This is a genomic window from Eupransor demetentiae (genome assembly GCF_963930865.1).
GTDB lineage: Bacteria > Bacillota > Bacilli > Lactobacillales > Lactobacillaceae > Eupransor > Eupransor demetentiae.
Genome location: NZ_CAWVOH010000002.1, coordinates 185,256 through 209,191 on the forward strand (window position 1 = coordinate 185,256; position 23,936 = coordinate 209,191).

At 44.5% G+C, this 23,936-nt stretch carries 25 protein-coding genes; 19 read left to right on the forward strand and 6 right to left on the reverse strand.

Translation table 11 applies throughout. The annotated features are described in order from the left end of the window. Positions 1 to 6 precede the first annotated feature (6 nt). The gene (locus ABSY64_RS05295) at positions 7 to 372 is read right to left on the reverse strand and encodes a TIGR02328 family protein (RefSeq protein WP_349642043.1); all 366 of its coding nucleotides are present in this window, start codon (positions 370 to 372) and stop codon (positions 7 to 9) included. A 296-nt stretch (positions 373 to 668) separates the two neighbouring features. Between ABSY64_RS05295 and ABSY64_RS05300 the strand changes: the two genes are divergently transcribed. The 9 genes from ABSY64_RS05300 (at position 669) to ABSY64_RS05340 (ending at position 7,748) form a co-directional block, all read left to right on the forward strand. Continuing rightward, on the forward strand, positions 669 to 1,175 hold the full coding sequence (locus ABSY64_RS05300; RefSeq protein ID WP_349642044.1) for a hypothetical protein: 507 nt from the start codon (positions 669 to 671) through the stop codon (positions 1,173 to 1,175). 207 nt (positions 1,176 to 1,382) lie between these two features. Continuing rightward, positions 1,383 to 1,805: a hypothetical protein gene (locus ABSY64_RS05305; RefSeq protein WP_349642045.1), complete on the forward strand. Its 423-nt coding sequence runs from the start codon at positions 1,383 to 1,385 to the stop codon at positions 1,803 to 1,805. A gap of 223 nt (positions 1,806 to 2,028) precedes the next feature. Beyond that, positions 2,029 to 2,448, forward strand: a complete 420-nt coding sequence (locus ABSY64_RS05310) for a hypothetical protein (protein ID WP_349642046.1) — start codon at positions 2,029 to 2,031, stop codon at positions 2,446 to 2,448. Positions 2,449 to 2,501: 53 nt separating this feature from the next. Continuing rightward, positions 2,502 to 2,702: a hypothetical protein gene (locus ABSY64_RS05315; RefSeq protein WP_349642047.1), complete on the forward strand. Its 201-nt coding sequence runs from the start codon at positions 2,502 to 2,504 to the stop codon at positions 2,700 to 2,702. Positions 2,703 to 2,866: 164 nt separating this feature from the next. After that, entirely contained in the window at positions 2,867 to 4,141 is a 1,275-nt protein-coding gene (locus tag ABSY64_RS05320; RefSeq protein ID WP_349642048.1) for a NupC/NupG family nucleoside CNT transporter, read from the forward strand. Positions 4,142 to 4,217: 76 nt separating this feature from the next. Continuing rightward, on the forward strand, positions 4,218 to 5,501 hold the full coding sequence (locus ABSY64_RS05325) for a NupC/NupG family nucleoside CNT transporter (protein WP_349642049.1): 1,284 nt from the start codon (positions 4,218 to 4,220) through the stop codon (positions 5,499 to 5,501). Between the two features lie 137 nt (positions 5,502 to 5,638). Further along, positions 5,639 to 6,145, forward strand: coding sequence for a hypothetical protein (locus ABSY64_RS05330; RefSeq protein WP_349642050.1), 507 nt, complete (start codon positions 5,639 to 5,641; stop codon positions 6,143 to 6,145). Positions 6,146 to 6,172: 27 nt separating this feature from the next. Beyond that, on the forward strand, positions 6,173 to 6,799 hold the full coding sequence (locus ABSY64_RS05335) for a hypothetical protein (protein WP_349642051.1): 627 nt from the start codon (positions 6,173 to 6,175) through the stop codon (positions 6,797 to 6,799). A 325-nt stretch (positions 6,800 to 7,124) separates the two neighbouring features. Beyond that, positions 7,125 to 7,748 (forward strand): LysM peptidoglycan-binding domain-containing protein, encoded by a 624-nt coding sequence (locus ABSY64_RS05340; RefSeq protein WP_349642052.1) that lies wholly within the window; start codon positions 7,125 to 7,127, stop codon positions 7,746 to 7,748. A 45-nt stretch (positions 7,749 to 7,793) separates the two neighbouring features. On the opposite strand, the gene ABSY64_RS05345 is transcribed toward ABSY64_RS05340, so the two are convergent. From ABSY64_RS05345 to ABSY64_RS05355, 3 genes are read right to left on the reverse strand one after another with little or no spacing between them, the layout of a single operon-like run. Continuing rightward, positions 7,794 to 8,426 carry a TetR/AcrR family transcriptional regulator gene (locus ABSY64_RS05345; protein ID WP_349642053.1) on the reverse strand — a complete coding sequence of 211 codons (633 nt, stop codon included), beginning with the start codon at positions 8,424 to 8,426 and terminating at the stop codon, positions 7,794 to 7,796. Between the two features lie 3 nt (positions 8,427 to 8,429). Further along, positions 8,430 to 9,530: an ABC transporter permease gene (locus ABSY64_RS05350; protein ID WP_349642054.1), complete on the reverse strand. Its 1,101-nt coding sequence runs from the start codon at positions 9,528 to 9,530 to the stop codon at positions 8,430 to 8,432. Further along, complete coding sequence (locus ABSY64_RS05355) at positions 9,527 to 10,255, reverse strand: ABC transporter ATP-binding protein (protein WP_349642055.1); 729 nt, start codon at positions 10,253 to 10,255, stop codon at positions 9,527 to 9,529. Before ABSY64_RS05355 ends, ABSY64_RS05350 begins: the two co-directional genes overlap by 4 nt. A gap of 189 nt (positions 10,256 to 10,444) precedes the next feature. Between ABSY64_RS05355 and ABSY64_RS05360 the strand changes: the two genes are divergently transcribed. Genes ABSY64_RS05360 through ABSY64_RS05375 form a run of 4 tightly spaced genes read left to right on the forward strand, consistent with a single transcriptional unit; the run spans position 10,445 to position 12,653 of the window. Next, positions 10,445 to 10,714 carry a hypothetical protein gene (locus tag ABSY64_RS05360; RefSeq protein ID WP_349642056.1) on the forward strand — a complete coding sequence of 90 codons (270 nt, stop codon included), beginning with the start codon at positions 10,445 to 10,447 and terminating at the stop codon, positions 10,712 to 10,714. Between the two features lie 3 nt (positions 10,715 to 10,717). Then, the gene (locus tag ABSY64_RS05365) at positions 10,718 to 11,059 is read left to right on the forward strand and encodes a DUF3958 family protein (RefSeq protein WP_349642057.1); all 342 of its coding nucleotides are present in this window, start codon (positions 10,718 to 10,720) and stop codon (positions 11,057 to 11,059) included. A gap of 9 nt (positions 11,060 to 11,068) precedes the next feature. After that, positions 11,069 to 11,917 (forward strand): hypothetical protein, encoded by an 849-nt coding sequence (locus ABSY64_RS05370; RefSeq protein ID WP_349642058.1) that lies wholly within the window; start codon positions 11,069 to 11,071, stop codon positions 11,915 to 11,917. A gap of 52 nt (positions 11,918 to 11,969) precedes the next feature. Then, positions 11,970 to 12,653 carry a CPBP family intramembrane glutamic endopeptidase gene (locus ABSY64_RS05375; RefSeq protein WP_349642059.1) on the forward strand — a complete coding sequence of 228 codons (684 nt, stop codon included), beginning with the start codon at positions 11,970 to 11,972 and terminating at the stop codon, positions 12,651 to 12,653. Between the two features lie 28 nt (positions 12,654 to 12,681). On the opposite strand, the gene ABSY64_RS05380 is transcribed toward ABSY64_RS05375, so the two are convergent. Then, a complete protein-coding gene (locus ABSY64_RS05380) occupies positions 12,682 to 13,665 on the reverse strand; it encodes an alpha/beta hydrolase fold domain-containing protein (RefSeq protein WP_349642060.1) in 984 nt (327 codons plus the stop codon). Between the two features lie 130 nt (positions 13,666 to 13,795). Beyond that, complete coding sequence (locus ABSY64_RS05385; protein ID WP_349642061.1) at positions 13,796 to 14,425, reverse strand: hypothetical protein; 630 nt, start codon at positions 14,423 to 14,425, stop codon at positions 13,796 to 13,798. Between the two features lie 238 nt (positions 14,426 to 14,663). Here ABSY64_RS05385 and ABSY64_RS05390 point away from each other — a divergent pair, with 238 nt between their 5' ends. From ABSY64_RS05390 to ABSY64_RS05415, 6 genes are all read left to right on the forward strand, one after another. Further along, positions 14,664 to 15,416: an NEAT domain-containing protein gene (locus ABSY64_RS05390; RefSeq protein ID WP_349642062.1), complete on the forward strand. Its 753-nt coding sequence runs from the start codon at positions 14,664 to 14,666 to the stop codon at positions 15,414 to 15,416. Between the two features lie 243 nt (positions 15,417 to 15,659). Beyond that, on the forward strand, positions 15,660 to 18,338 hold the full coding sequence (locus tag ABSY64_RS05395) for a valine--tRNA ligase (protein WP_349642063.1): 2,679 nt from the start codon (positions 15,660 to 15,662) through the stop codon (positions 18,336 to 18,338). Positions 18,339 to 18,461: 123 nt separating this feature from the next. Continuing rightward, entirely contained in the window at positions 18,462 to 19,433 is a 972-nt protein-coding gene (locus ABSY64_RS05400; RefSeq protein ID WP_349642064.1) for a beta-ketoacyl-ACP synthase III, read from the forward strand. Between the two features lie 194 nt (positions 19,434 to 19,627). Further along, positions 19,628 to 20,329: a CAP domain-containing protein gene (locus ABSY64_RS05405; protein ID WP_349642065.1), complete on the forward strand. Its 702-nt coding sequence runs from the start codon at positions 19,628 to 19,630 to the stop codon at positions 20,327 to 20,329. A 243-nt stretch (positions 20,330 to 20,572) separates the two neighbouring features. After that, positions 20,573 to 22,561, forward strand: coding sequence for an ABC transporter ATP-binding protein/permease (locus ABSY64_RS05410; RefSeq protein ID WP_349642066.1), 1,989 nt, complete (start codon positions 20,573 to 20,575; stop codon positions 22,559 to 22,561). Between the two features lie 122 nt (positions 22,562 to 22,683). After that, a complete protein-coding gene (locus ABSY64_RS05415; protein ID WP_349642067.1) occupies positions 22,684 to 23,883 on the forward strand; it encodes an LCP family protein in 1,200 nt (399 codons plus the stop codon). The last annotated feature ends 53 nt before the right edge of the window (positions 23,884 to 23,936 follow it).

Here is a 23,936-nt window from a genome sequence, read left to right on the forward strand (position 1 = left end):
GGCTTTTTATGATAAATCAATTCCTTTTCCCGCCAAGTTATCCAGACATTCCTGTAAGTAAGCTGCATCGTGCTCAGGATAAATTGGTTGCTCGGCGGTTTCAACTTTCAAATCAACATAAGGAGGCGTCTTTAAGCCCCAATAGTTCGGATTTAACCAGCGTTGATCTGGTTTATAGCCACGCTTTGCCATTTCCTCCATCACTTTCTGATGGAATAGGAAGAGGTGGTAGGGGCTGTATTCGAAGACGTAGTTAACCGTTGCGTGTTTTCGTCCCCAGCCCGCGCCGCGAAGAGCACAACATTCACGATGCTGGCCCAGTAGTTGCTGGCGGGGGAGTTTTTCAATTAAATCTTGGTGCCAAAGTCGCATATTTTGCCCTGCTTTGTCTCGTATCTTTTACTTCTTGAAGTTTATCTTGAAATTTAGGTCTAAAGCAAGCATTTTTTATACAAAAGATGGCTAAAAATCCGATCCTCTTTATATTACAATCACAAACTTTAGGTTACAAATGTCATATTATTTTTCAAATTATTGCGTAAATATAACAATATTTTCAATTAAATAACAAAGTTGAAAAACGCTTGTGATACTTGCAGCTATCGTATAAATTATAGATGTACTCGAGTGCAGGAATCCAACACACCAATGATAAAAGGGAGAACATTATGACAAACTCATTTGTAACAAAATTAGCAGCAACTGCTTTGCTATCAGCAGGAGCATTGACTTTTGCAGGCGCACATTCAGCAAGCGCTGATGGACAGAACAAGGTCTTTCCAAAGGTTCCGGTAACGGCTGTTTTGGAAACACCTGCTGATGATAGTGACCATGCTGGACAAGCTTTGTACCCAGAAACTGATGGCCCTCAAACCCTTCAAGAATTGCACTACGGTAAGAATAACAGCCGTAACGGCGAAACGAGCTTCCAAGAAATGAGCGGCAACTACATGATCAAGATTAGCCGCGAAGACGCCAACAACGCGCTTAACGGTAATGGTGTAGTTGAAGTTGCCGATGCAGGTGGCGCTTGGAAGGGCGGACCATGGGAAGAATACTTGGGTAACTTTGCTGGCTCCCTTTTGAAGGAAAATGTTGGCCACCACTTGAACGCCGGTTACTGGTTCTTGGTTGACCACGATGGAAATGTTCTTGCACAAGGATCACAATTCTAATTAAATTGATTTAAAAGCAGGCTACTTGGCCTGCTTTTTTATATGTAGAGTTATCGTTACAAATGTGTCAATATGTTTAAAATCATTGCGACCTTGTAACAAAGGTATCAATCAGCTAACAAAGCGCTCGAGACGCTTGTGGCGGGCATCTATCCATATTATGATTCGAATATATCAATGTTGGCTTGTAAGAATATGGAGAAAAGAATGATGAAAAATACCTTAATCACTAAGTTTGTGCTGCCCCTTCTTTTGGCGACAGGTGCCTTGGCCCTTGGTGGCCTTCAGACTGCCAGTGCTGATAGCGGAAACACACAAAATCAAGTCATTGAAAACGTTGCCCGTCCAGAAAGTTCAAAGGGCCAATCCTACGTCAAGCCTGGGTTTCCAGTCGTCCGGGTTTATGTTGATCGTGACACTGCCAATACTGTTATCCGCTATGGTGCAACCGGTGCCGCTGGAATGGCTGGTTTCACCATCGGAAATGCCTTTACGCCAGTTGTCGGTGTTGCGGGTGGGGTAATCATCGGGAAAGTGATTTGGGACCACTTCGGGCATGTCCTCAATTCAGGTGTTTGGGTTGATTACAATCTCATCACGCAAACGCCGGTTGGTGTGGGTGTGCAATAAAATACAGCTTATTAGATAGAAGCTTGAATTTTAGTCTCTTTATATTTCATTCACAAGAAAAATGTTACAAATATGAATAAATATTTAAAATAATTACGTCAATGTAACAAAAATATCAGTTAAATAACAATGGAATTATATGGCTTGTGATGGGTATATATATATTATGGTTAATGGGTACTCGAGTGCAAGAATAGTACAGAAAAAGAATAAGGAGAGCATGATGAAAAATTCACTAGTACCCAAACTAATTATTACCACTTCCATGGCCTTAGGGGCATTGGCATTTGGTGGACATCAGGCAGCAAGTGCTGATAACGTAACCCCCCAAACCCAAGTGACAACAATTGATGTCACAAGTGCACAACCACAAGGTTATAAAAATGGTGTTACTAAAATCCGTTCAGATTGGGGTAAATATCGTATTTTCATTAGTCGTTCGGATGCCAATGGTGCCATTAGCACCGGTGTTGTTGCCGCTTCTACAGCCGGCGCTTCGGCTTTAGGTGGAGGACCTTGGGGGGCAGCTGGTGGAGTTGTTGCTGGAGCGCTCATTAATCGCGTAATTGGTCATCCTGTAAATCGTGGTATTTGGATCGATGTTACACCAGGGGGTAGTTATCTTAATTGGGGATACCAATAATCTGTATTTTTTCACTAATATTTATTTGAATGATGATTAAGGAGTAAATTAAAATGACATCTCAAAAGAGAACAAGGCGAGCGCTTGCAGCAGCGGCAACTGTCATTGTAGTTCAAATTCTATTTATGACTTTCATTAGCTCACACATTCATGATAGTAACGTTAATTTTTGGCTTAATACCATCACAACAGCTGTCATTACTTTCATCGTTGTGGTATTTGTGGATAAAAGAAGCAAAAACAAAGAAGAATGAAGTTTACCAGATAAAGATTGTTAATCAAGACCCTCCTGGGTCTTTTTTCATATCATCAATTGCATTCTCTCATTTTAACCAACATTTACCGGTTAATTATGCCAAATCATGATATAATTATCAGTGTTTTGCGAACATTAAGTGAATAGAAGGGATTGAATGTTATGTATCTCGCCATTAACATTGTCGGTCTCGTCGTTTTTCTAGGTATTGCTATTCTTTTTTCGAAGAATCGCAGCCAGATTAAATGGCGTTCGGTCGCCGTCATGTTGGTCGTGAACTTGGTTTTGGGCTGGTTCTTCACCTCCTTTGCCTTGGGACGCAACATGGTACTCGGCGCCGCCTCCGGCTTTAATGAATTGGTTTCCGTGGCTTATAAGGGAATTTCCTTTGCCTTTGCCGATTGGGTTAACGTGCCGCAGATGAATTTCTTTACCTCGGTTTTGTTGCCATTCCTCTTGGTGGTGCCTTTGTTCGACATCTTGACCTACGTTGGGATTTTGCCATTGGTTATCAAGTGGATTGGACGAATCCTTTCTAAGGTTACGGGCCAACCTAAGTTTGAAACTTTCTTCTCTGTTGAGATGATGTTTCTCGGGAATCCAGAAGTTTTGGCCGTTTCTTCCTTGCAGTTGAAGCATATGAAGGCGGAACGAAACTTGACCATCGCCATGATGACCATGTCCTGTGTGACGGCTTCCGTTATCGGAGCCTACACAAAGCTTATGCCAGGACAGTTCATCTTGACGGCGGTGCCAATCAACGTGATTAATGCTTTGATTATCACGACGATCTTGAATCCAGTGACGGTTGATCCCGAAGAGGACACCATTGCAACGATGAAGGACGATCGAATTGCCCAAAGCAATGTCGATGTTGAACCAGAAGCTGAACTTTTGGCGGCTGGCACTGCTGATAAGCCAACTAAGGTTGAACGTGAACCGTTCTTCTCCTTCTTGGGGGACTCAATTTTATACGCTGGTAAGTTGATTTTGATTATCGCTGCCAACGTCATCGCCTTTGTGGCTTTGGCTGCATTGGTTGATAAGATTTTGATGGCCATTAATCCTTGGTTCTCACTTGAGCACTTATTGGGAATCGTGATGTATCCTTTCGCTTGGCTGTTAGGCGTCCACCAAGATGACGTCTTCCAGTTGGCCCAGTACATGGGCACCAAGCTGGTTACGAACGAATTTGTTGTCATGGGGGATGTGACTTCAAAGATTTCCCACTTTAATCCCCATTACCGGGCGGTTTTGACGGTCTTTCTAACTTCCTTTGCGAACCTTTCGACGGTCGGTATGATCATCGGAACGTTCAAGGGAATGGTTGAACGTCAAAAGAGCGATTTGATTGCTAAGAATGCGGGTTACCTTCTTCTTTCGGGAATTTTGGTATCCTTGCTCTCTGCGGCAGTCGTTGGACTCTACGTCTGGTAAGTTACCTGGCAAACCAAGCATCTGGCTAGTTTTGACTAGTCTTCGAACTTGAATAAAAACAAAGGTGAAATAAATTATGAATTTTCTGGTTAACGTTTTCGGTGTTGTCGTCTTCTTAGGGATTGCCCTGTTATTCTCTAAGAAACGTTCTCAGATTAAGTGGAAGTCCGTCATCATCATGGTGGCCTTGAACCTCTTCTTAGCCTGGTTCTTGACTTCTTTCTCAGTCGGTCGTGGAATTGTCGAAGCGGCTGCAAATGGTTTCAACGAATTGATTCAAGTCGCCTTCAAGGGAATTTCCTTTGCCTTTGCTGACTGGGTGAACGTTAAGCAGATGAACTTCTTTACGTCCGTCTTGCTGCCAATCCTCCTGATTGTGCCAATGTTTGATATCTTGACTTACTTCAAGATTTTGCCTTGGGTCATCAAGTGGGTCGGTCGTGGTTTGGCCAAAGTTTCTGGTCAACCGAAGTTTGAGTCATTCTTCTCGGTTGAAATGATGTTCCTTGGAAACACGGAAGCGCTTGCCGTTTCTGGTTTGCAATTGCGTCAAATGAAGGCGGAACGTAATTTGACGCTGGCCATGATGTCAATGTCTTGTGTGACGGCCTCAATCATCGGAGCCTATACTTCAATGATGCCTGGACAATTCATTTTGACGGCGGTGCCAATCAACGTAGTGAACGCTTTGATTATTACCAGCATCTTAAACCCGGTTGACGTAACGCCCGAAGAAGATACCATTGCAACGTTTAGCAGCGCCAAGCAGGATGAAATCCAAGATGCCGAATCTGGTTCAGAAGAATTGGCTAAGGCAGAAACGCGCGAAGATTTGCACGCCGCTGAAAAGACAGAACGTGAACCATTCTTCTCCTTCTTGGGTGATTCAATTTTGAATGCTGGTAAGTTGATTTTGATCATTGCTGCCAACGTTATCGCCTTCGTGGCCTTGGCTGCCTTGGTCGACAAGATTTTGACGGCCTTCAACCCATGGTTGACGCTGGAACACATCCTAGGAATCATCCTCTTCCCATTCGCTTGGTTAACTGGTGTTGGTAACGACCATGCCTTCCAATTGGCCCAGTACATGGGAACAAAGCTTGTGACGAACGAATTCGTTGTCATGGGTGACGTTACCTCAAAGATTCATACTTTCCCGGCACACTACCGTGCCGTTCTGACAGTCTTCTTGACTTCCTTTGCCAATCTTTCAACGGTCGGCATGATCATTGGTTGTTTCAAGGGCTTGGTTGATGACCAAAAGAACGCCGTGATTGCTAAGAACGTGGGCTACTTGCTTTTGTCAGGTATTCTCGTGTCTTTGCTTTCATCTGGTATGGTTGGTCTCTTCATTTGGTAAGATTTTAAACGAAAGCACCCTTAAGGGTGCTTTTTTATGTACAAAAGGGCCTAAAAGTGGTAAGTTCCGGACATTCTTGGTAGAATAGAAGCAGTCGAATATTACAATTAAGTTACACGACTAAGAGGGTTAAGCAAATGTCTGATAAGCAAGAAAACAAGCAAGCGCAAGATACTTCAAGCAAGCAAGGTGGCCAAGAGTCAAAGACTGAAGCCGCTAAGCAAGCTGCTAGCCAAACTTGGGAAACCACTAAGGAAAACGCTAGCAAGTTCGGTGAAGCCTCTTCAGAACAAGCTGCAAAGGCTTGGGATGCAAGCAAGGAAAAGGGTGAACAGCTGAGCCAGGCTGCCCGCCAAAACGCCGAGCAATTTGCTCATTCAACAAAAGAAAATGCTCAAAAGGCATACGGTGCCGCTAAGGAAAACGTGAACTTCTCGAATCCTTGGGTCATTGCACTCGTTGTTTTGTTGGTTTTGATTCTTGTGAAGTTGGTCTTTGGTACTGAAATCAATGCATTCTTCCGTTACCTTGGTCAACTATTGATGGTTGCTGTGCGCGATAGCCCATGGCCTATTGTGGCTTTGATTTTCGGCTTTTACTTCCGTAAAGACATTCGGGCGGTTCTTGACCGAATTAATCATTAATCGATTTAGAAAGGTGTTTTAACTTTTATGTTATCTCGTAGTCAACGTCGAGAAATGCTCGACGAGCAGATGCCAAAAAAGCGCTTTTACAAGCGTGGATGGTTTTGGATTGCAATCCTAGTCATCTTGGTAATCTTCTCATTCTTTATTAATGGTCAAACTTCAAGTAAGAAGTCCAATGACGATAGCGATTCTGCGACGGCTTACTCTTCCACTAGTACTTCAAGCCACAGCAAGAAGTCTTCATCATCCAACTCAAACGATTCAGATTCTGATAGCAACTCGGATTCTTCCGACAAGGGTTCATCAGATAGCCGCAAGGGCGATGACGGTGATAAGCGCCGTGATGATTCTGATTCTAACCGTGGTAACAAGAAGTCTGGTTCAAGTTCTAATAACAGCCGTAACGATGCGCCAGCTGCTAATAACAACAATAACAATAGCAGCAACAACAGCAATAACGGTGGTGGCAGCAGCGATTCGGGCTCTAACAGCAATTCTGGTAGCGGTTCGAATGGCGGTGGTTCAAGCTCCGATAACGGTGGTGGCTCAAGTTCTGACGACGACGGCTTCAATTTCTTTGACTTCGGTGGCGATCAGGACGATAGCATGAGTTCCGATTACGCGAATAAGATGAACACAATCTTCCATTAAGATAGTTCTGAAGACCCTTCCGGGTCTTTTTTTATATAATTTCGTAAAAAATGTTTTGTAATCTTTGTCATCTTTGTAATATTTTATCCCCCAAAAGGCCGGCATTTGTCGGATATAAATGAAATCATGACCATTTCTACGTAACATTTGTAACATATGGTAACGTTACTGTAATATTTATGTAATAAAAATCTGTGACAATAGTCTTTGCCGGTCAGCCGGGTTTTCCCACAACCCAGTCGGCGAACTTTGAATAAGCAAATGCACACTTATCATTGCGAGTAGAGGAGGTCACTACCTAATAAGTAGTGACGTAAAATATAAAATGAAGAAAGTTTCACTATTTCTTGCCAGTGCTGTTGCCGGCTTGGCCCTTATGACGGGCGCCGCTTCAACACAAAGCGCAAGCGCAGCTGAAGTTACCCATGACGGTGACACGACGACTTACACGATTTCTTTGGGCGAAACGCTCAGCCAAATCGCTCGTGACAACCACTGGGATACTGACTTCCTTGCAAAGTTCAACCACATTTTGAACCCAGACAAGATTTTTGCTGGTCAAAAGTTGACGATGAAGGATGACGGCGAGACGCAAGACGTTAAGATTCCTTTGCCATTCGGTGCAAGCATCCAAGCAAGTGTTCCATCACAGGAAAACGTTGCACAAGCCCAGGGTACTATCGACAAGGTTTCTGAAGTTGTTAACAACCCTAGCCAAATCTCATCTGCTTTGCAGACTTTGATTAACCGCGAATCAGGTAACAATGTTAACGCAAGCAACGGTGACTACTTCGGTCTTGGCCAATTGTCATCAGCATTGCGCTCGACTTACGGTGGTAACTCAACTGATTACAACGACCAGTTGCAAGCCATGAAGGGTTACATCGCTGACCAGTACGGTTCAGACGAAGCAGCCTTGGCTCACCACGATGCCTACGGTTGGTACTAATTCATAATACTTAAAAACGCTTCCCAGTTTTCTGGGAAGCGTTTTTTATTTTAGTGCAGCTTGATATACGTTTTCTTTAATTTGATTGAGTTCGTGTTTTCGGTCGAATTTTGTCGGTAACTTAAAACGAAATTCCATTAAGAAGAGAAAGAGTAACTGACTTGCGATTAGCTGCAAGAGATCAACAGTTGGCATAGTAAAGTCTTTACCAGCTAAGTCGTCCACGGTTTGGCAAACAAATTGGAAACGATCACTTAATTTCTCTTTTGTTAGCTTAACAAAGGCATCATCTGTCAGGAATTGATCCTGTACGATCAAAACCAGTTGGCGGTTTTCACTTAGGAAAGCATAACGATCATCAATAATAAAATTGATAAAGTCCCGCGCAGTGTGAATTTCGTTTTTCAAGCGCTTCATGATTTCCATGCTGTAAGAGGGAATCAGCTGAGCAATCGTCGAATCCAGAATAAAGTTTAACAGGGCTTGTTTATTCTTGAAGTACTTGAAGATTGTTCCTTGGCTCACACCCGCTGCTTCAGCAATTTGCGCCGTTGAGGTTGCAGAATAGCCCTGTAGGGCGAAAAGTTCCACTGAAGCCTGGAGAACTTTCTTTTGTCCGGCGGGCATTTCACTGGTTTCAATTAATTTGGTAAAGTCTTCTGCAATTTGTTGTGTCAATTTTTACACCTTCCGGTAGCGACGTAGGCCACGAATGTTTGCTGCTAACAATACTACCAAGAAAATCAAGAGAATACCAAGTTGTGGCAAAATTCTTACGAAAGTATCACCGTGTAGGATAACGCCTTGCATGGCGGTGGCGGCATACTTCAATGGCAAGATATCGCCGATGACTTGGGCCCAGGTTGCCATGCCATCCAATGGGATCATTCCTGAGAAAATGATTTGAGGAACGATGACAAGGGGAATGAACTGAATCATCTGGAATTCTGAAGCAGCTAGGGTTGAAATCAACAGTCCTAGGGCCAAAGCAACCATAGCCAAGACGATGTTGATAGCAAAGAGGCTCCAGATCGAACCAACGACCTGAATGTTCAAGACAAAGATTGAGTAGAAGACGATGACCGCTGTCATGACGACGGCAAGGATACCGTAGGACAGCATGTAGCCGTAAATAATTTCAGAACGACGAACAGGGGTAGCTAGCAAACGGCTCAAAGTGCCACTAGTACGTTCCTTCAATAGCGAGATTCCTGAAATCAAAAAGACGAACATGAAGACGAAGAAGGCGATGAAGATTGGCATAATCGAGGCGAAGAAGTTGGTGTTCTTATCGCCATAGCTATATGACTCTGACAACTTGGTTTGTTGCTTCAAGGCAGCAGCTTCACTAGAGTTTTGCATGACGGCTTGTGTGGCAACCTGGCTTAACGTACCAATCTTGTTTTGAATCAGGGCACTATTCAAGGCTGCGCGCGTGAGAGAGGTCTTGGATGCCTCTGTGTTGGCGTACAAGACATTGAAGTGCTTGCTGTCTTTTTGCGTAAGAACAGCGTCAATTTTTTGGTCCTTCAAGGCCTTCTTAGCCGCACTATCTGATTCGTAAGACTTGGTTGAAACATGCTTCGTCTTGTCCAGCGGCTGAGTAAGGGCCTGTTCAACTTGCACTGTTCCGATTTTAACGTTGGTCGTTGTGTTGACTGAGAAAATATAGTTAACCAAGGTCAAAATCAATACCGGAGCTAATAGCATCATGGCCAGGGTCCGCTTATCACGGATTAATTCGATAAAAGTTCGCTTAGCGATTGCCCATGTACGTGTCATTTCTTTTCCTCCTCTGCTTCAGCCTTCAAGAAGACATCTTCAATGGTGGGAACACCGTAGTCTTCTTCCAGTTTCTTAGGGCTATCATTGGCGATGATCTTGCCACCCATCAAAAGGGCAACACGGTCAACGAGTTCTGCTTCATCCATGACGTGGGTCGTCACAAGAATAGCATGGCCTTCATCGCGCATCTTGTGGAGTTCGGCCCAAATTTGGCGCCGCAAGGCTGGGTCAATTCCAACCGTCGGTTCATCCAAAACAAGCAATTCAGGATTACCCAGCAGTGCGATGGCCAGCGATAGTCGGCGCTTCATTCCACCCGAAAAACCAGCAACATACTTGTAAAGGGCATCGCCCAGATTAACGATGTTGGAAACCCGCTTGATTTCATCATCCAAACCGTCTTTAGCGAGGCCCTTCATTTCAGCGAAGAACTTGAGATTCTCGTAGGCGGTTAAATCTTCGTACAAGGCATCGGATTGAGCCATGTAGCCGAGGTCACCGAGCAATTCACGGTTAGGCATTTGCTTGCCCAACACCTCGGCTTTGCCACTGTCGGCCTGGTCAACACCCAGTGCGACGTTGATGGCCGTGGACTTACCAGCTCCCGAAGGGCCGATTAGGCCGAGAATTTCATGCCGGCTTAAGGTGAGATCAATGTCTTTTAGCACCTTTTGCTTGCCAAAGGACTTTGCTACTTTTTCCATTTCAATCATGTAAGCCATAATTGTCTCCTTTTTAGGTAAGTGATTACTCACTCACTATATAACATTTCAAAAAATATGCAAGTTTTTCGATAAATGGTTTTCCTTAAAAGAATATAAGCAAAATGTCATTCGTTCCCCAGCAAGAATGTGTTAATCTTAATCTATAAACTTTGGGGCACTGCGCCCCAATTAATTTAGGAGTGGCCCATGGCGGTTAAACAAAACCATTTAAAAGAACGTTTGGCGGATATTCAAAAGGCCGCTGAACGAATGAGCATTGATCGAACACAGCAAAGTTTTGATCAAAAGTCTTCGGTTCACGTTGTTAGCCAAGCCGCTCAATCACAAGTTGACATGAGTCAGGCCTTAAAGCAGTACCAGTCCTCGCTAACGGAGTTTATTCACTACGTTAACGTTGCCTATCGCCACGACCGTCAGGTTGCTAGCGAAGCGGCAGAAAAGGGGCAGGAGCAATAAGCCATGGCAGAAGAAGAACAAGAAGCAGTTGGTATCCGCATCGCAAAGGTGCGCCAACGTTTAGAAGAAGTTGACCAGCGCTTGACCTTTCTCAAGAAGGCCGTTAAGAGTATGGCCAACGTTAATTTGAAGCATCGCTATTTGATGAACCGCTTGGAAACAACTTGGCAGGATGATAGCGAACTCGGTCCCTATTTCAAAAAGATGGACGAACACATGTTGCACTCCTTGAGTGACAAGCGTGTGGCCTATGAACAGGAGCGCGACGCCCTTAAGGCGGAGCAACACGACCTTGAACAGAAACTCCAGCGCCTCTTTGCTGAACGCGCTTTTATGAAGTATTAAGGAAGAAGCATGGCTTTACGATACATTTTAAAAGATGCCCAAAAGCAGGCTGAACAAAGCAACCAAGTTTGTCAGCAGGTCCTAAGTTACCTTAAGCAGGTGCGAGCAAGTTTGCAAAACTTTGCTGATTTGAAGGAAGAAGTTGGTCCTTCGGTTAAAACGGCCCAGGATTTCGCCATTACGATTTATGATCCCTTGGCCCACGGCTTAGAGAATTTGTGTGATGAAATTATTAGCCAAAATAAGCGTTTCATCAAGCTTTACCAAGATGAAGTCGCTAACGTTTCCTTGGCCGAAGATGAAATCCGGACGCAGGTCAACGAAGTTAAGCAAATGCGCTTAATGGCAGAGTCCCTTCAACTGGAAAACCAGGCGGGGGATGAAATCGACCAGGAATATAAGGCGGCCGAACAGAAGCTGACTCACAAGATGCAAAAGTTGGAACAGTACAACGATCGTACTGCGGGCTACTTTGAAGAAGCCCGTTATCTGTTTGTCCAAATTCAGACTGGTTTGCGCGAATTGGCTTCGCAAACGCACTTCAATACCAAGCGTGGTGAATTTTCGACCGACAAGATGGACCTGTCTTGGTTGGGAAACTTGAAGCAGTATGACAAGGAGCACGTTTTTGCCAAACGTTACGGTATTCCTGAGCCATTAGATACCGACCTTGGGACTTACCACCGTTACTTGGAAGAAATCATCGAACAAGAAGCTGCCTTGCGTGAAGCCGGCTGGTCGGATGATAAAGTTAAGAAATATTTCAATGATTTGGGTAAGCGCGTTGTCGATTCTAAATCTAACGAAATCATTAGCCAGGTGCGTGAAGCTTTTCAGGCGACTGGAATTGAATCATAAAAAAAGACGCCTAGGCGTCTTTTATTTTTGAAATTAAGCATTGGGGAAGCATATGAAGCAATCAGAGCTAAAATTCTATCAAGTGGCCTTAATTACGGTTGGCCTCTCTATTCTTTGGACGGGTCTTTCTCGTTTCTTTAACCTATTTTCAGTGGCCAGTTATAATACGATGTTCCGTTCTGCCACAACAATCTTCTGGCACGTTTTGGCGCCAATGGCGTTGGCCTACCTTGCCTTCTTTATCGTTATGACGAAGTTGGGTAGAGTAGAGCAGGTCTATCAAAAGCAGCCTGATATTCAGCATAGGTCGACTAAAGTGATCTTCGGCCTAATCGTGACCGCCATGCTACTCTTTGCTGCTTGGAATTTGTATCATCATCTCTTGCCCATTCTTGAAAATTGGAGTGGACAGGCGGGCATGCGCTTGGGGATGGCCTTTTTAAGCACCTTCTTTGTTGGCTTGACGGAGGAGTCGGTTTTTCGTGGTTTTGCTTTAAGTGAATTTCGGAAGCGCTATAGCGAGCAGGTTTCTTGCTTGCTGTCCTTGCTGCTCTTTGGCCTCTGGCACTTTCCTAACGTTATTGCCGGTGCGCCCTTCTTACAGGCCTTTCTTCAAGTCTTCAGTACGATGATTATTGGCGCCGGTCTCTATATGACGGTTCGCTTATCTAAATCAATTTGGGGCGGGGTTGCCATGCATTGCTTCTGGGATTTTGCCCTCGTAATTGCCCACTAAAAAAAAAGACGCCTAGGCGTCTTTTTTGTTACTGATTTAAGATAATGTCGCTGGCTTCCTTCAAAGCCTTGCGAGCTTCAGGAATTGGCAAGAAGGCGAAGTCATGACCTTGGCTTTCAAAGGTCTTGAGGACAACGTCTTGTTTATTTTCCTGAGCCAACTTAGTAAATTTCTCCGCATCCGGGTAAAGCAAGTCGTGCGTTCCAGAGAAAATCGTGATTTTGGGTAAGTCGTAAAGGTCACCCTTTAGTGGTGAAACTAACGGATCGGTTACCTTGAGATCACCGGCATACATTTCCCCCTGCACACGAAGTACCTTAGCATTCAACATTGAGTCGTACTTTTGTGATTCAACTAAAGCGGGGTTCTCCATCGTGAGATCCAACCATGGCGAAAAGAGGATGATGTTTTCTGGACGAGGAAGGTCGAGTTCTCGAATCTTTTCCCAAAGGGAAAGGGCGAGGCCACCACCAGCAGAATCACCAAGAATAGTGATGTCCTTTGGTTCGGCAGTCTTAACTAACGTTGCGTAAGCCTTTACGACCATGTTAATGACTTCTTCTGCATGGTGCGCTGGTGCCTTAGGGTAAACGGGCATTACGACACGAGCATCGGTTTTATCAGCAATTGTAGCAACTGCCTTAAATTGGAAGTTATTGGGATCAGCCCAGTAAGAACCGCCATGCAAATAAAAGATGGTGTGATCAACGAATTCGCTCTTGTTCGGACGGTCGATGATTTGCGCCTTCTTGTTCATCCAGCGGAAACCATAGCGCTTAGTGACTGCCTTAGGCAAATCATAAGGTAACTCGCTAAGCTTGTACTGCTTTTTCATGGTCTCCTCGTCAAAGACGTCGGGACCATATTGGAAAGTCTCTAAGAACTTCTCCACACCTAAACTGCGAAGGGAGCGCTTCTGCTTCATCGCATAAAGCTTTCCAGCTCCGAGGGATGTGCCCAGCAAGCCCCCGACGGCACCGATACTACCGAGTAAAATCGAGCTCTTCTTCATATTAACTTCCTCCAGTTTCTACCATTTGAAAAGTCTGAGACTAATCAAATTAAATGACGACAGTTGTTTGTCATCTTCTCATGATTATTGTAATAAAAAAGATGGGACTAAGTCCACATCTTTTCTTAATTTATTGCGCTAACTCCAACATAACGTCACGTTCTGAGTCATTTGTATTGCCAGCGTAGTTAGGTGTTGCCAAATTAGCACCGTTTGAACCAGGAACTAAGTAAAGCACACCGTTAGCAATATCAGGGTTGGCAGCCACACCGTCAACCTGATTGGTCAAGGTGATTTGCGTGCTAGCCGTTACGTTTTTCACAGCGTTGTTACCGGGCGCAAAGACGCGGATGTTCTTCGAACCGGCATCACCAACTTGGGCTTGGAAGGTTGAAGTTGAACCGTTTTGAGCAGTGAACTTCACCATTGGATTGCTGCCGTTGATGTCAATCAAGGTAACGCTCGCTGGAACGTTGACGCCCTTGAAGTAATAAGTTGCGTTATCACTGACTGTATTCGAATTTGTTGAGGCTGTTGCGCCCTTGCCATTTACACTTGCCATGCTGCCTGACTTTGAAACCTTCGTATTATTCTTGTTCTTATCAGAGGAAGCGTTCTTACTTGACGTTGAAGATGAGCTTACTTCCTTACTCGTGTTTTCATTATGATTAAAAAATGTTGGCTGAGCAACTACGGCGAAGCACAAGCCCAAAGTAGCTAGGCCGGCTGCTAAAGCAATTAGTAGTCCTTTTTTATTCAAAACTCTCTCCTTTTAGATGGGCGAGCTAGAAGCCACCACTTTCACCCTTTACAGGACTATTTTACCATACTTTAAAGTAAGACTGGTGTAGAGCCTTTTTAGAAAGAACTTGCAAAGTGGTCTAGGAAACAATAGAATGAAGATAAACAGAGGCGCGGGAGCGTCTTTTTCGATTGAAAATGATTTTATCACTTGATAAAATAGTGATTTAACCTTATTTTGCTTTTGGGAGATCAACATGAATTTTAAGAAAATTTTGACCGTTGCGGCGGTGGTTATCGCCAGCGGTATGGCTGGAATTTTTCATTCAGCCTCCGCGGATGACTCTTTTAGCCTGAATTATACGGCTTTGAAAAACGGGACGAACGACACTTCAATGGCGGATCAGTTCTCAGTTAAACCAGGGTCTGCCCGCATTGTTGGTGATCATTATCAGGTAACGCTTTCAATTGAAACGCCGGCAGAATACGGACTTTTCCCGGTTAACATTTTGCAAGTTAACGGCCAAACGCCTTCTTTGTCCCGCTCTACTTCAGATGGTAAGAGCGTTATCACTTATACTTTTAACACGAATAATTTAACGGACCGAATCGTTGGGCACATGACCGTTAATATTCCAGCCTTTCGTTATAGTGGCGATTACCTCTATGACATCGTTTTCGATGCTACGGGTGCACCAACTATTGATGGTGGAAAGGTCAGCGAAGATCAGGCTCAAGAGGGTGCCAAGGCTGCCCAAGCTGCCGAACAAGCGCAAAATGAAAATGCACAAGCTGGTGGTGCCGGTGCAGCTGGGAAGGCTGCTTCCAATAAGAATCGTCCTAAAGCCCAAGTGACGCCTAAGGCTGCCATTAAGCACGATAAGAAGGATAAAGCAGCCGGCAAATCCTTGCCATGGTGGCCCTTTGCCATTGCCGTCGCTGTTGCTGTTCTAGTCGGTATTTTCACGGAATGGCGTTCACGTCGAGCTGGCGCTAAGAAAGAGGATTAATTCTTGACGCTTGGCCTTAAATTGGTTACTATTAAAGCAACTTAGAGGATTAAGTAGGCGCAGTTTCAGCGAGCTGGTGGTCGGTGTGAACCAGTACTGTTAATACCCAAGGTTGCTAGGTGTTTGAATAAGATATTAAAGTGGCCATCGCAAGATGGCAATTTAGGTGGTACCACGTGTAAGCGTCCTAATCTTAATTGATTAGGGCGCTTTTTTTATCACCTGTACTTAGGAGGAAACAGCATGCGCGACGTAAACATGTCCACAAAGTACGACCCAACTGCGGTCGAAAAGGGACGCTACCAACACTGGTTGGACAATAAGCTTTTTGCCCCCGAAGCCAATAAGGCTATTCAGGGTAACGAACCAGAACCATATTCAGTGGTTATTCCACCACCAAACGTTACTGGAAAGTTGCACTTGGGTCACGCCTGGGATACGACTTTGCAAGACATGATTATCCGTCAAAAGCGGATGCAAGGCTTTGACACGCTTTGGTTGCCAGGAATGGATCACGCCGGAATCGCTACGCAGGCAAAGGTTGAACAACGTTTGCGCAAGGAAGGCATTTCCCGCTACGACCTTGGCCGTGAAAAGTTTGTTGAACAAGTTTGGGACTGGAAAAACGAATACGCTGCCACTATCAAGCAACAGTGGGCGAAGTTGGGCCTTTCTTTGGACTATGATCGCGAACGTTTCACCCTTGATAAGGGCTTGAACGACGCCGTTAACAAGGTCTTCATCGACTTGTACAACAAGGGCTTGATTTACCGTGGTGAGTACATCATCAACTGGGATCCCCAGGCTCGTACGGCACTTTCAGATATCGAAGTGATTTACCAAGATGACGAAGGGGCTTTCTACCACGTTAAGTATCCCTTTACTGATGGTACGACTTACGATGGTAAAGATTATATTGAAATTGCGACGACTCGTCCAGAAACGATGTTTGGGGATGTGGCCGTTGCCGTTAATCCAACGGATGAACGCTACAAGGATTTGATTGGTAAGACGGTTAAGGTGCCTTTGGTCAACCGTGAAATTCCGATTATTGCCGACGAATATGTTGAAAAAGACTTTGGAACTGGAATGGTAAAGATTACGCCGGCCCACGATCCAAACGATTTCCAAGTTGGAAACCGTCATGATTTGGAACGCATCAACACGATGACTGAAGATGCCCACATGAACGCCAACGCTGGCAAGTACGAAGGAATGGACCGTTTCGAAGCTCGCAAGGCGATGTCTGACGACCTTGAAAAAGAAGGCTACATGCTCAAGGTTGTTCCTTACACCCACTCCGTTGGGCACTCGGAACGTACGGGGGTTGCCATCGAATCGCGCCTTTCAACGCAGTGGTTCGTTAAAATGGAGCCTTTGGCCCAACAAGCTTTGGACATGCAAAAGGACCCTGAAGGGAAGGTTAACTTCGTTCCTGGACGTTTTGAAGATACTTTCACGCGCTGGATGGAAAACATCCGTGACTGGGTTATCTCTCGTCAACTTTGGTGGGGACACCAAATTCCAGGCTGGTACAAGAACAAGGGAACTGACCAGGAAGAAATTTATGTTGGTGAAAAGGCGCCGGGGGATGACTGGGAACGCGATCCCGATGTTTTGGATACTTGGTTCTCATCTGCCCTTTGGCCATTTTCAACCATGGGTTGGCCCAACGATTTGGATGGCGACTTCAAGCGCTACTATCCAACCGATACTTTGGTAACCGGCTACGACATTATTTTCTTCTGGGTTGCTCGTATGATGTTCCAGGGTAAGGAATTTACCGGCGAACGACCATTTAAGAACGTTTTGATTCACGGTTTGATTCGTGATGGACAGGGCCGCAAGATGTCCAAGTCGCTTGGAAACGGTGTGGATCCAATGGATGTCATCGAAAAGTACGGGGCCGATGCTTTGCGTTGGTTTTTGGCAACTGGTTCAACGCCAGGTCAAGATGTCCGCTTTACTTATGAAAAGATGGACGCCGCTTGGAACTTCATTAACAAGATTTGGAACGCCGCTCGTTACGTTATCATGAACTTGGCCGACGACACCAAGGCTCAGATTCCTGATCAAAAGGATTTGACCCTTGCTGACAAGTGGATTTTGTCCCGCTTGAACAGTGTGGTTGCTAAGGTAACGCGCAATTTCGAAAAGTTTGAATTTGGTGAAGCTGGACGTGAGCTTTACAACTTCATCTGGTCTGACTTTGCCGATTGGTACATCGAAATGACCAAGGAAACTTTGAAGGGCGACGGTGACAAGACAGCAGTTCAAGAAACTTTGGCCTACGTTTTGGACCAAACTTTGCGTCTTTTGCAGCCAATTATGCCATTCATGTCCGAAGCTATTTGGCAGGAAATGCCACAACAGGCTGGTAAGGATGCCGAATTCGGTATTCAAGCCTATCCAAAGGTTAACGATGCTTTGTCAAACCCAGAAGCCGAAGAAGCCTTTGGTTCTTTGAAAGATTTGATTGTTGCGGTTCGTAACATTCGTGCCGAAGCGAATGCGCCAATGTCAAAGGAAATCGACCTTCAAATCAAGATTACGAAGCCTGAATTGAAGCAGATTTTTGAAGATAATGTTGATTACATCAACCGTTTTGTACATCCAAAGTCTTTGACGATTTCAGCTGATGTACAAGCACCAAAGTTGGCCATGTCACAAGTGATTTCCGGTGCGGAAATTTACGTGCCATTGGCTGGTTTGATTGATATTGATGCTGAAATTACCCGTTTGCAGGGTGAGGTTAAGCGATTCCAAGGCGAAGTTAAGCGTGCCGAAGGAAAGCTTGGCAACGAAAAGTTCGTTAATTCAGCGCCTGAAAAGGTTGTTGCTGCCGAACGCGAAAAGTTGGCTGACTGGCAGAGTAAGCTGGAAGCGACTGAAAAGCGCTTAGCTGACTTGCAGGAAAATTAACCTATATAATAGAAGAAAAGTCACAGAGTGGCTTTTTTTATGTTAGATTAATTTATACCTTTAAAATGATATGAAACAACGGTTTAGCAAAGAGACCGAAAAGCTATAGTTGAAGGAAAGTTTATGCTTGGAACAAAAATTTTAGCCAGTGGACACTATGTCCCGGCCGATATCGTGACCAACGACGATCTCGCTAAGATTATCGATACTTCAGATGAATGGATTCAGAGTCACACGGGGATCAAGGAGCGGCACGTTTCCCTTCAAGGTGAAAACACGAGTGATTTGGCAACCAAGGCTGCTGAACGGGCACTGAAGGATTCGGGTATCAAGGCGTCAGACTTGGACTTCATCATTGTGACGACTTTTACGCCAGATGGCTTGGCTCCCGCAACGGCTGCTTTAGTACAGCGTAACCTTAAGGCTGACAAAGCCTGGGCCTATGACTTATCAACCGCTTGTTCGGGATTCGTTTTCGGTTTGTCCACGGCGGATAAGTTCCTCCGTTCAGGTGCTTACCAATACGGTTTGGTAATCGCCGCCGAAGTTAACTCAAAAATGATGAACTTCAAGGACCGTACCAGTACTGTCTTCTTTGGGGATGGAGCAGGTGCCGTTGTCCTTAAAGCTGAGGAAGGTCAGAATCAGGTGCAGGCCGAAGCCATGAGGACGATTGGAAATGCGGAAGTGGTTCATTCTGGACGAATTCCTTCATTAAAGAAGATTTCTGCTGACAACTATCCAACCATTGATGCCTTTGTGCAGCAGGGTAGCCAGGTCTATTCTGAAGTGACTACTTTGATGCCCGAACACATCGAATCTTTCTTAGCCGAACAGGGATTGCAAGCGGATGATATTGATTATTTCATTCCGCATCAGGCAAATTTACGAATGATTGAAGTCATTGCTAAGAAAATTAAGCAACCAATGTCAAAATTTGTCACGAATGTCGAAAATTATGGTAATTCTTCGTCTGCTGGAATTGCGATGGCCTTTGACCAATTAAATCAGAAAAAAGACTTAACAGGTAAAAAAGTCTTGCTGACTGGATTCGGTGCCGGATTCACCTACGGTTCACTCCTACTTTCTTTATAAATTAAAAATACCATCAAAATATTTATACAGTTATGTAACACTACTGTAATAAAAGTAACACTATTGAAATATTACAGCAATTTAGCTGAAATAAATCCTGGGTATGATTAGTTTATTGTTTCGGCCGATGAGTTGATAACTTGTAAGTCGGACATATAAATAGAAAAGTAGAAAACAAATTGGAGTGAATTTTCATGGATACTATTAAGAAAACTGTTTTGGCAACTGCAGCCGGTGCTGCCGCGATTTTTGGTGCAAGCGCTACTGCTTCTGCTGACAACATTACTGTTAAGGCTGGCGACACTTTGTCACAATTGGCTGTTGATCACAACACCACTACTAACGCCTTGGCATCAGCTAACAAGATTACCGATAAGGATTTGATCTTGATTGGCGAAACTTTGAAGGTTGCTAAGGGTTCATCTAAGGATGACGTTGCTGCATCTAAGGTTGTTGCTGCAAAGCCAGCCGAAACTGCTAACACTGAATCAGCACAACCACAAGCTGCTGTTGCTCAAGAAGCTGCTAATACTGAAGATTACTCAGCTGGCGCAAGCTCATCAATCCAAGTTATTGTTGATGCAATGAACGCAAAGCGTGCCGCTCTTGGTTTGTCACCAGTTCGCTACGATGCAAGCTTGGCTGCAACTGCGCAAGCACGTGCTGAAGAAGGTGCCGCAAACGGTGGTTTGCCAACTGGTCACTTCCAACAAATCGCTGGTCCTGAAGTTGTTGCTATCGGATGGAACCCATCATCAGTTGTTGATGCATGGTACAACGAAACTAACATGTACACTAATGGAACTCCTAGCCACCGTAACTGGTTGACTAACGCTTCATTTACTAAGGTTGGCTTCGGTATCTCAGGTGACACTATCGTTGGTATCGCCGGCTAATTCATTTCAATGATTTACATAAAATGCCGCTCTTGCGGCGTTTTTTATTAGGTCGACTTCTTATAACATATTGATCACTTTGTAACGCTAAGTTACAGCAATGTTACAGTAGTGTTAAATTTTGTTGACAAAAATAACGTTTAGTTTATAATTAACTGGTACTGATAAAGACGTACCAGTTTTTTAGTACAATTAATTTTGAAGCTAGTTATTTAATTCGCTGAAAGTGAGCAATTGTCGCTAATGGCATTTTTAGAGTTAAACCAGATATTTAAATCTTATTATTTGGGCAAGGAAGAATTCCCTGTTCTTAAGGGGATTAATCTCGCCATGGAAAAGGGCGAATTTGTCTCGATTTTGGGTGAATCTGGTGGTGGAAAATCAACTTTGATGAACATTATCGGTGGACTGGACCGTAATTTTAAGGGTTCAGTGCGCGTTAATGGCAAGGTTTTGGACCACCACAATCCTAAACAATTGGATATTTATCGCCGTAAGACAGTTGGTTACATTTTCCAAAGTTTTAACTTGATTAACTACCAAACCAACTTGCAAAACGTTGAGACCTCATTGAACATGACGGATTTGACGGCTACGGAACGGCAAGAACGCGCTAAGCTCTTGCTCCGTAAGGTTGGTTTGGAAGAACATATTAATAAGTACCCATCTCAGCTTTCTGGTGGTCAAAAGCAGCGTGTTGCTATTGCACGTGCGCTTGCTGGTGATCCCGATATTATTATTGCTGATGAGCCAACTGGTGCGCTTGATTCCAAGAACACTGATGAAGTTTTGGTTTTGTTGGAGCAGATTGCCAAAGAAGGCAAGCTGGTCATCATGGTTACCCACTCAAAGGAAGTGGCCAACCATGGTAGTCGTATCCTTTATATGGAAGACGGGCACATTGCGGATGACAAGCGTTTGCGTCCGGCCTATCCAGTTCCTAAGATGATTAATCGCTTGGACTCGCGTAACTTGAGTCACAAGACGATTTGGAGCTGGGCCTTTGAGCACATGCGTTATAACGCCTTGCAGTCCTTCCTGATTATTCTAGGATCCACGATTGGTGTTTTCTCAGTTATTCTATTCTTAGGTTTGAGTAACGGTGTTAAGTCTTATATTAATCAGCAGGTCGGTCAACTGGCAAACCCTGATTATCCTGCCGTTTACAAGAACTTGTCTCAGGACACGAAGTTAACGGCGGTTGAGAAGATTAAGAATACTCAGCACGCCATGAGTACCAATTATGCCCAGGCTTCCCTAAACGATCAATACTTGAACCGTTTGGCTAGCGTTAAGCACGTTTCAAAGGTCTATGAAGCCTTCCTCTTGAATTCTGCTAGTTTTGATTATGGAAACGGCAAGGTCAAGGTCGGTGGGACTTTCCGTTCATGGGGTCCTAATATTTCCTCATCATTGATTAAGGAAGGGCACATCCCAACGGGAACTGGCCAAATCGTCATTGATATTGGAATGGCTCAAAAGATTTCCGATAATTGGAAGAAGGCTATCGGGAAGACGGTCAGTGTCGAATACGTTTCTTATGACACAGACAGTCAGCCGGTTACGGTCAAGGCTGACCTTAAGGTTGTTGGTATTGCTGATGGTGGTCAAACCGCCGAAGTTTACGGTACTTCACTGGATGAAGTCAAAAAGGAACTCCAGGAAAATGGTGCTTCTACTCAGCCTAACTATGCCGTGGCCAAGATTGATAAGACCAACAATGTTCAAGAAACGGTTAACAACATTAACAAGGTTAAGATTGACGGCAAGGACGCCTTCACGTCGGCTTCAATGAATGATACTTTGGATGCCATTTACCGCATTACGAACTTGGCAACCTACTTGTTAGCCGCTATCTCCTTGATTTCATTGCTTGTTTCAGCCATCATGATTATCGTGACGACCTTTATGTCGGTTGCTGAACGTACCAAAGAAATCGGTGTCTTGCGTGCTCTGGGAGCTCGTCAGTCCGACATTCGTCGCCTCTTTACTAATGAAGCGGTGATTATGGGTGGCATCGCTATTCTTTGTGGAATTATGCTGGCAAACGTCGGTGAGTTCTTCATGAATAAGTGGCTCTACCATTTGATTACTTATAATATTGTCCGGATTTCGATTTGGAATGTTGTGGAAGCGGCCGCTATCTCAATGCTGATTACGCTTGCTGCAAGCTTTATTCCTTCACGAAAGGCCGCTAAATTGAACACAATCGAAGCCTTGGCTTCCGATTGATATCTAGAAAAAGCTCAGTTGTTAACTGGGCTTTTTTCGTGCTCATTTATGCCAGAAAGATTACTTATCAATGGATTTACGTTATAATAGTGCTACTAATAAACCGGGAGCAGATTTTTCTCATGGATGATAATCACTACAGTCGTGCTGCGCGTCATCAGGACGAATTCCAGTCAAAGCCAGCACCAAAGGGGAAGAAGCCTCGTAAGCCTAAGTCCAAGAAGAAAAAGTGGATTATTCGCATTCTACTTGCAATTCTGGCCTTCTTCTTGATTTTTGGGGCCTACCTGGCCTTCGCTTATAAATCATCAATTGATCACATGCAAGTTCAGCCTAAGATGACAAAGGCTCGTGATGTGGACCAGGTTATCAAGGATGGAAAGCCATTCTCCGTCTTGGTTCTCGGAACGGATGTCGGTGAATTGCACCGTGACCGTACCGGTTTGACCGATTCGATGATGATTGTCACGGTTAACCCTAAGGACAAGAAGGTCACGATGACTTCTATCCCACGTGATATCATGGTCGCCATCGCTGGTTCAGAGAAGACCTTCCCACAGAAGTTGAACGCAGCCTACCCAATTGGTGGTTTGGGTGCAAGTATCCAGACCGTACAGGATTACTTGAACGTGCCGATTGATTTCTATGCCTTGGTTAACATGAAGGGCTTGGAAAGCTTGGTTGATCAAGTTGGTGGCGTTTCAGTTGAATCACCACTTTCATTTAAGTACAGCCAAGAAACGGCCCATGCTTACGGACCAGATTTGTACCGCTTCCATAAGGGCAGTACCGCTTACGAGTATTCGTCAGATAATGGTAAGACTTGGTCGAAGACTAAGCACACGATGGATGGCGATGCCGCTTTGGCCTTCTCTCGTATGCGTTACGATGATCCTGACGGTGACTATGGTCGTCAGCTTCGTCAGCGTTTGGTTTTGAAGGCTTTGATGAAGAAGGCCGTTAAGGGAACAACCTTGGCTAATCCAAAGTTCATCCAGACCTTGTCGAAGAATGTTGAAACCGACATTTCCTTCAACAACGCCATGAAGATTATGCTCCATTACCGTAAGGCAGCAGGTGACCAAGAATCTGACAAGCTCCAAGGAAAGCTGGATACTTATAACCAGATTGCCTACCAGATGGTCCCTAAGAAGGAAAAGCAGCGGGTTACCAATAAGATTCGTTCCGAACTGGATTTGGAAGCTAAGGAAACGGGCTCTCAATTTGGTGGTAACGTGCCGTCCTATGGTCTAGGAATTGCTCGTCAGAATTTGCAACTAATCAAAGAAAATCTTGAAACTTCAGCATATGAAGATGAATAAAGAAAAGGCGCTCTAAAGCGCTTTTTTGCTAGTTTTATTTCATGTTATACTAA

Excerpts from the sequence above, each read along its gene's own strand:
- ABSY64_RS05295 (WP_349642043.1), bottom strand. The coding sequence starts at position 372 with ATGCGACTTTGGCACCAAGATTTAATTGAAAAACTCCCCCGCCAGCAA.
- ABSY64_RS05300 (WP_349642044.1), top strand. The coding sequence starts at position 669 with ATGACAAACTCATTTGTAACAAAATTAGCAGCAACTGCTTTGCTATCA.
- ABSY64_RS05305 (WP_349642045.1), top strand. The coding sequence starts at position 1,383 with ATGATGAAAAATACCTTAATCACTAAGTTTGTGCTGCCCCTTCTTTTG.
- ABSY64_RS05310 (WP_349642046.1), top strand. The coding sequence starts at position 2,029 with ATGAAAAATTCACTAGTACCCAAACTAATTATTACCACTTCCATGGCC.
- ABSY64_RS05315 (WP_349642047.1), top strand. The coding sequence starts at position 2,502 with ATGACATCTCAAAAGAGAACAAGGCGAGCGCTTGCAGCAGCGGCAACT.
- ABSY64_RS05320 (WP_349642048.1), top strand. The coding sequence starts at position 2,867 with ATGTATCTCGCCATTAACATTGTCGGTCTCGTCGTTTTTCTAGGTATT.
- ABSY64_RS05325 (WP_349642049.1), top strand. The coding sequence starts at position 4,218 with ATGAATTTTCTGGTTAACGTTTTCGGTGTTGTCGTCTTCTTAGGGATT.
- ABSY64_RS05330 (WP_349642050.1), top strand. The coding sequence starts at position 5,639 with ATGTCTGATAAGCAAGAAAACAAGCAAGCGCAAGATACTTCAAGCAAG.
- ABSY64_RS05335 (WP_349642051.1), top strand. The coding sequence starts at position 6,173 with ATGTTATCTCGTAGTCAACGTCGAGAAATGCTCGACGAGCAGATGCCA.
- ABSY64_RS05340 (WP_349642052.1), top strand. The coding sequence starts at position 7,125 with ATGAAGAAAGTTTCACTATTTCTTGCCAGTGCTGTTGCCGGCTTGGCC.
- ABSY64_RS05350 (WP_349642054.1), bottom strand. The coding sequence starts at position 9,530 with ATGACACGTACATGGGCAATCGCTAAGCGAACTTTTATCGAATTAATC.
- ABSY64_RS05355 (WP_349642055.1), bottom strand. The coding sequence starts at position 10,255 with ATGGCTTACATGATTGAAATGGAAAAAGTAGCAAAGTCCTTTGGCAAG.
- ABSY64_RS05360 (WP_349642056.1), top strand. The coding sequence starts at position 10,445 with ATGGCGGTTAAACAAAACCATTTAAAAGAACGTTTGGCGGATATTCAA.
- ABSY64_RS05365 (WP_349642057.1), top strand. The coding sequence starts at position 10,718 with ATGGCAGAAGAAGAACAAGAAGCAGTTGGTATCCGCATCGCAAAGGTG.
- ABSY64_RS05370 (WP_349642058.1), top strand. The coding sequence starts at position 11,069 with ATGGCTTTACGATACATTTTAAAAGATGCCCAAAAGCAGGCTGAACAA.
- ABSY64_RS05375 (WP_349642059.1), top strand. The coding sequence starts at position 11,970 with ATGAAGCAATCAGAGCTAAAATTCTATCAAGTGGCCTTAATTACGGTT.
- ABSY64_RS05380 (WP_349642060.1), bottom strand. The coding sequence starts at position 13,665 with ATGAAGAAGAGCTCGATTTTACTCGGTAGTATCGGTGCCGTCGGGGGC.
- ABSY64_RS05390 (WP_349642062.1), top strand. The coding sequence starts at position 14,664 with ATGAATTTTAAGAAAATTTTGACCGTTGCGGCGGTGGTTATCGCCAGC.
- ABSY64_RS05395 (WP_349642063.1), top strand. The coding sequence starts at position 15,660 with ATGCGCGACGTAAACATGTCCACAAAGTACGACCCAACTGCGGTCGAA.
- ABSY64_RS05400 (WP_349642064.1), top strand. The coding sequence starts at position 18,462 with ATGCTTGGAACAAAAATTTTAGCCAGTGGACACTATGTCCCGGCCGAT.
- ABSY64_RS05405 (WP_349642065.1), top strand. The coding sequence starts at position 19,628 with ATGGATACTATTAAGAAAACTGTTTTGGCAACTGCAGCCGGTGCTGCC.
- ABSY64_RS05410 (WP_349642066.1), top strand. The coding sequence starts at position 20,573 with ATGGCATTTTTAGAGTTAAACCAGATATTTAAATCTTATTATTTGGGC.
- ABSY64_RS05415 (WP_349642067.1), top strand. The coding sequence starts at position 22,684 with ATGGATGATAATCACTACAGTCGTGCTGCGCGTCATCAGGACGAATTC.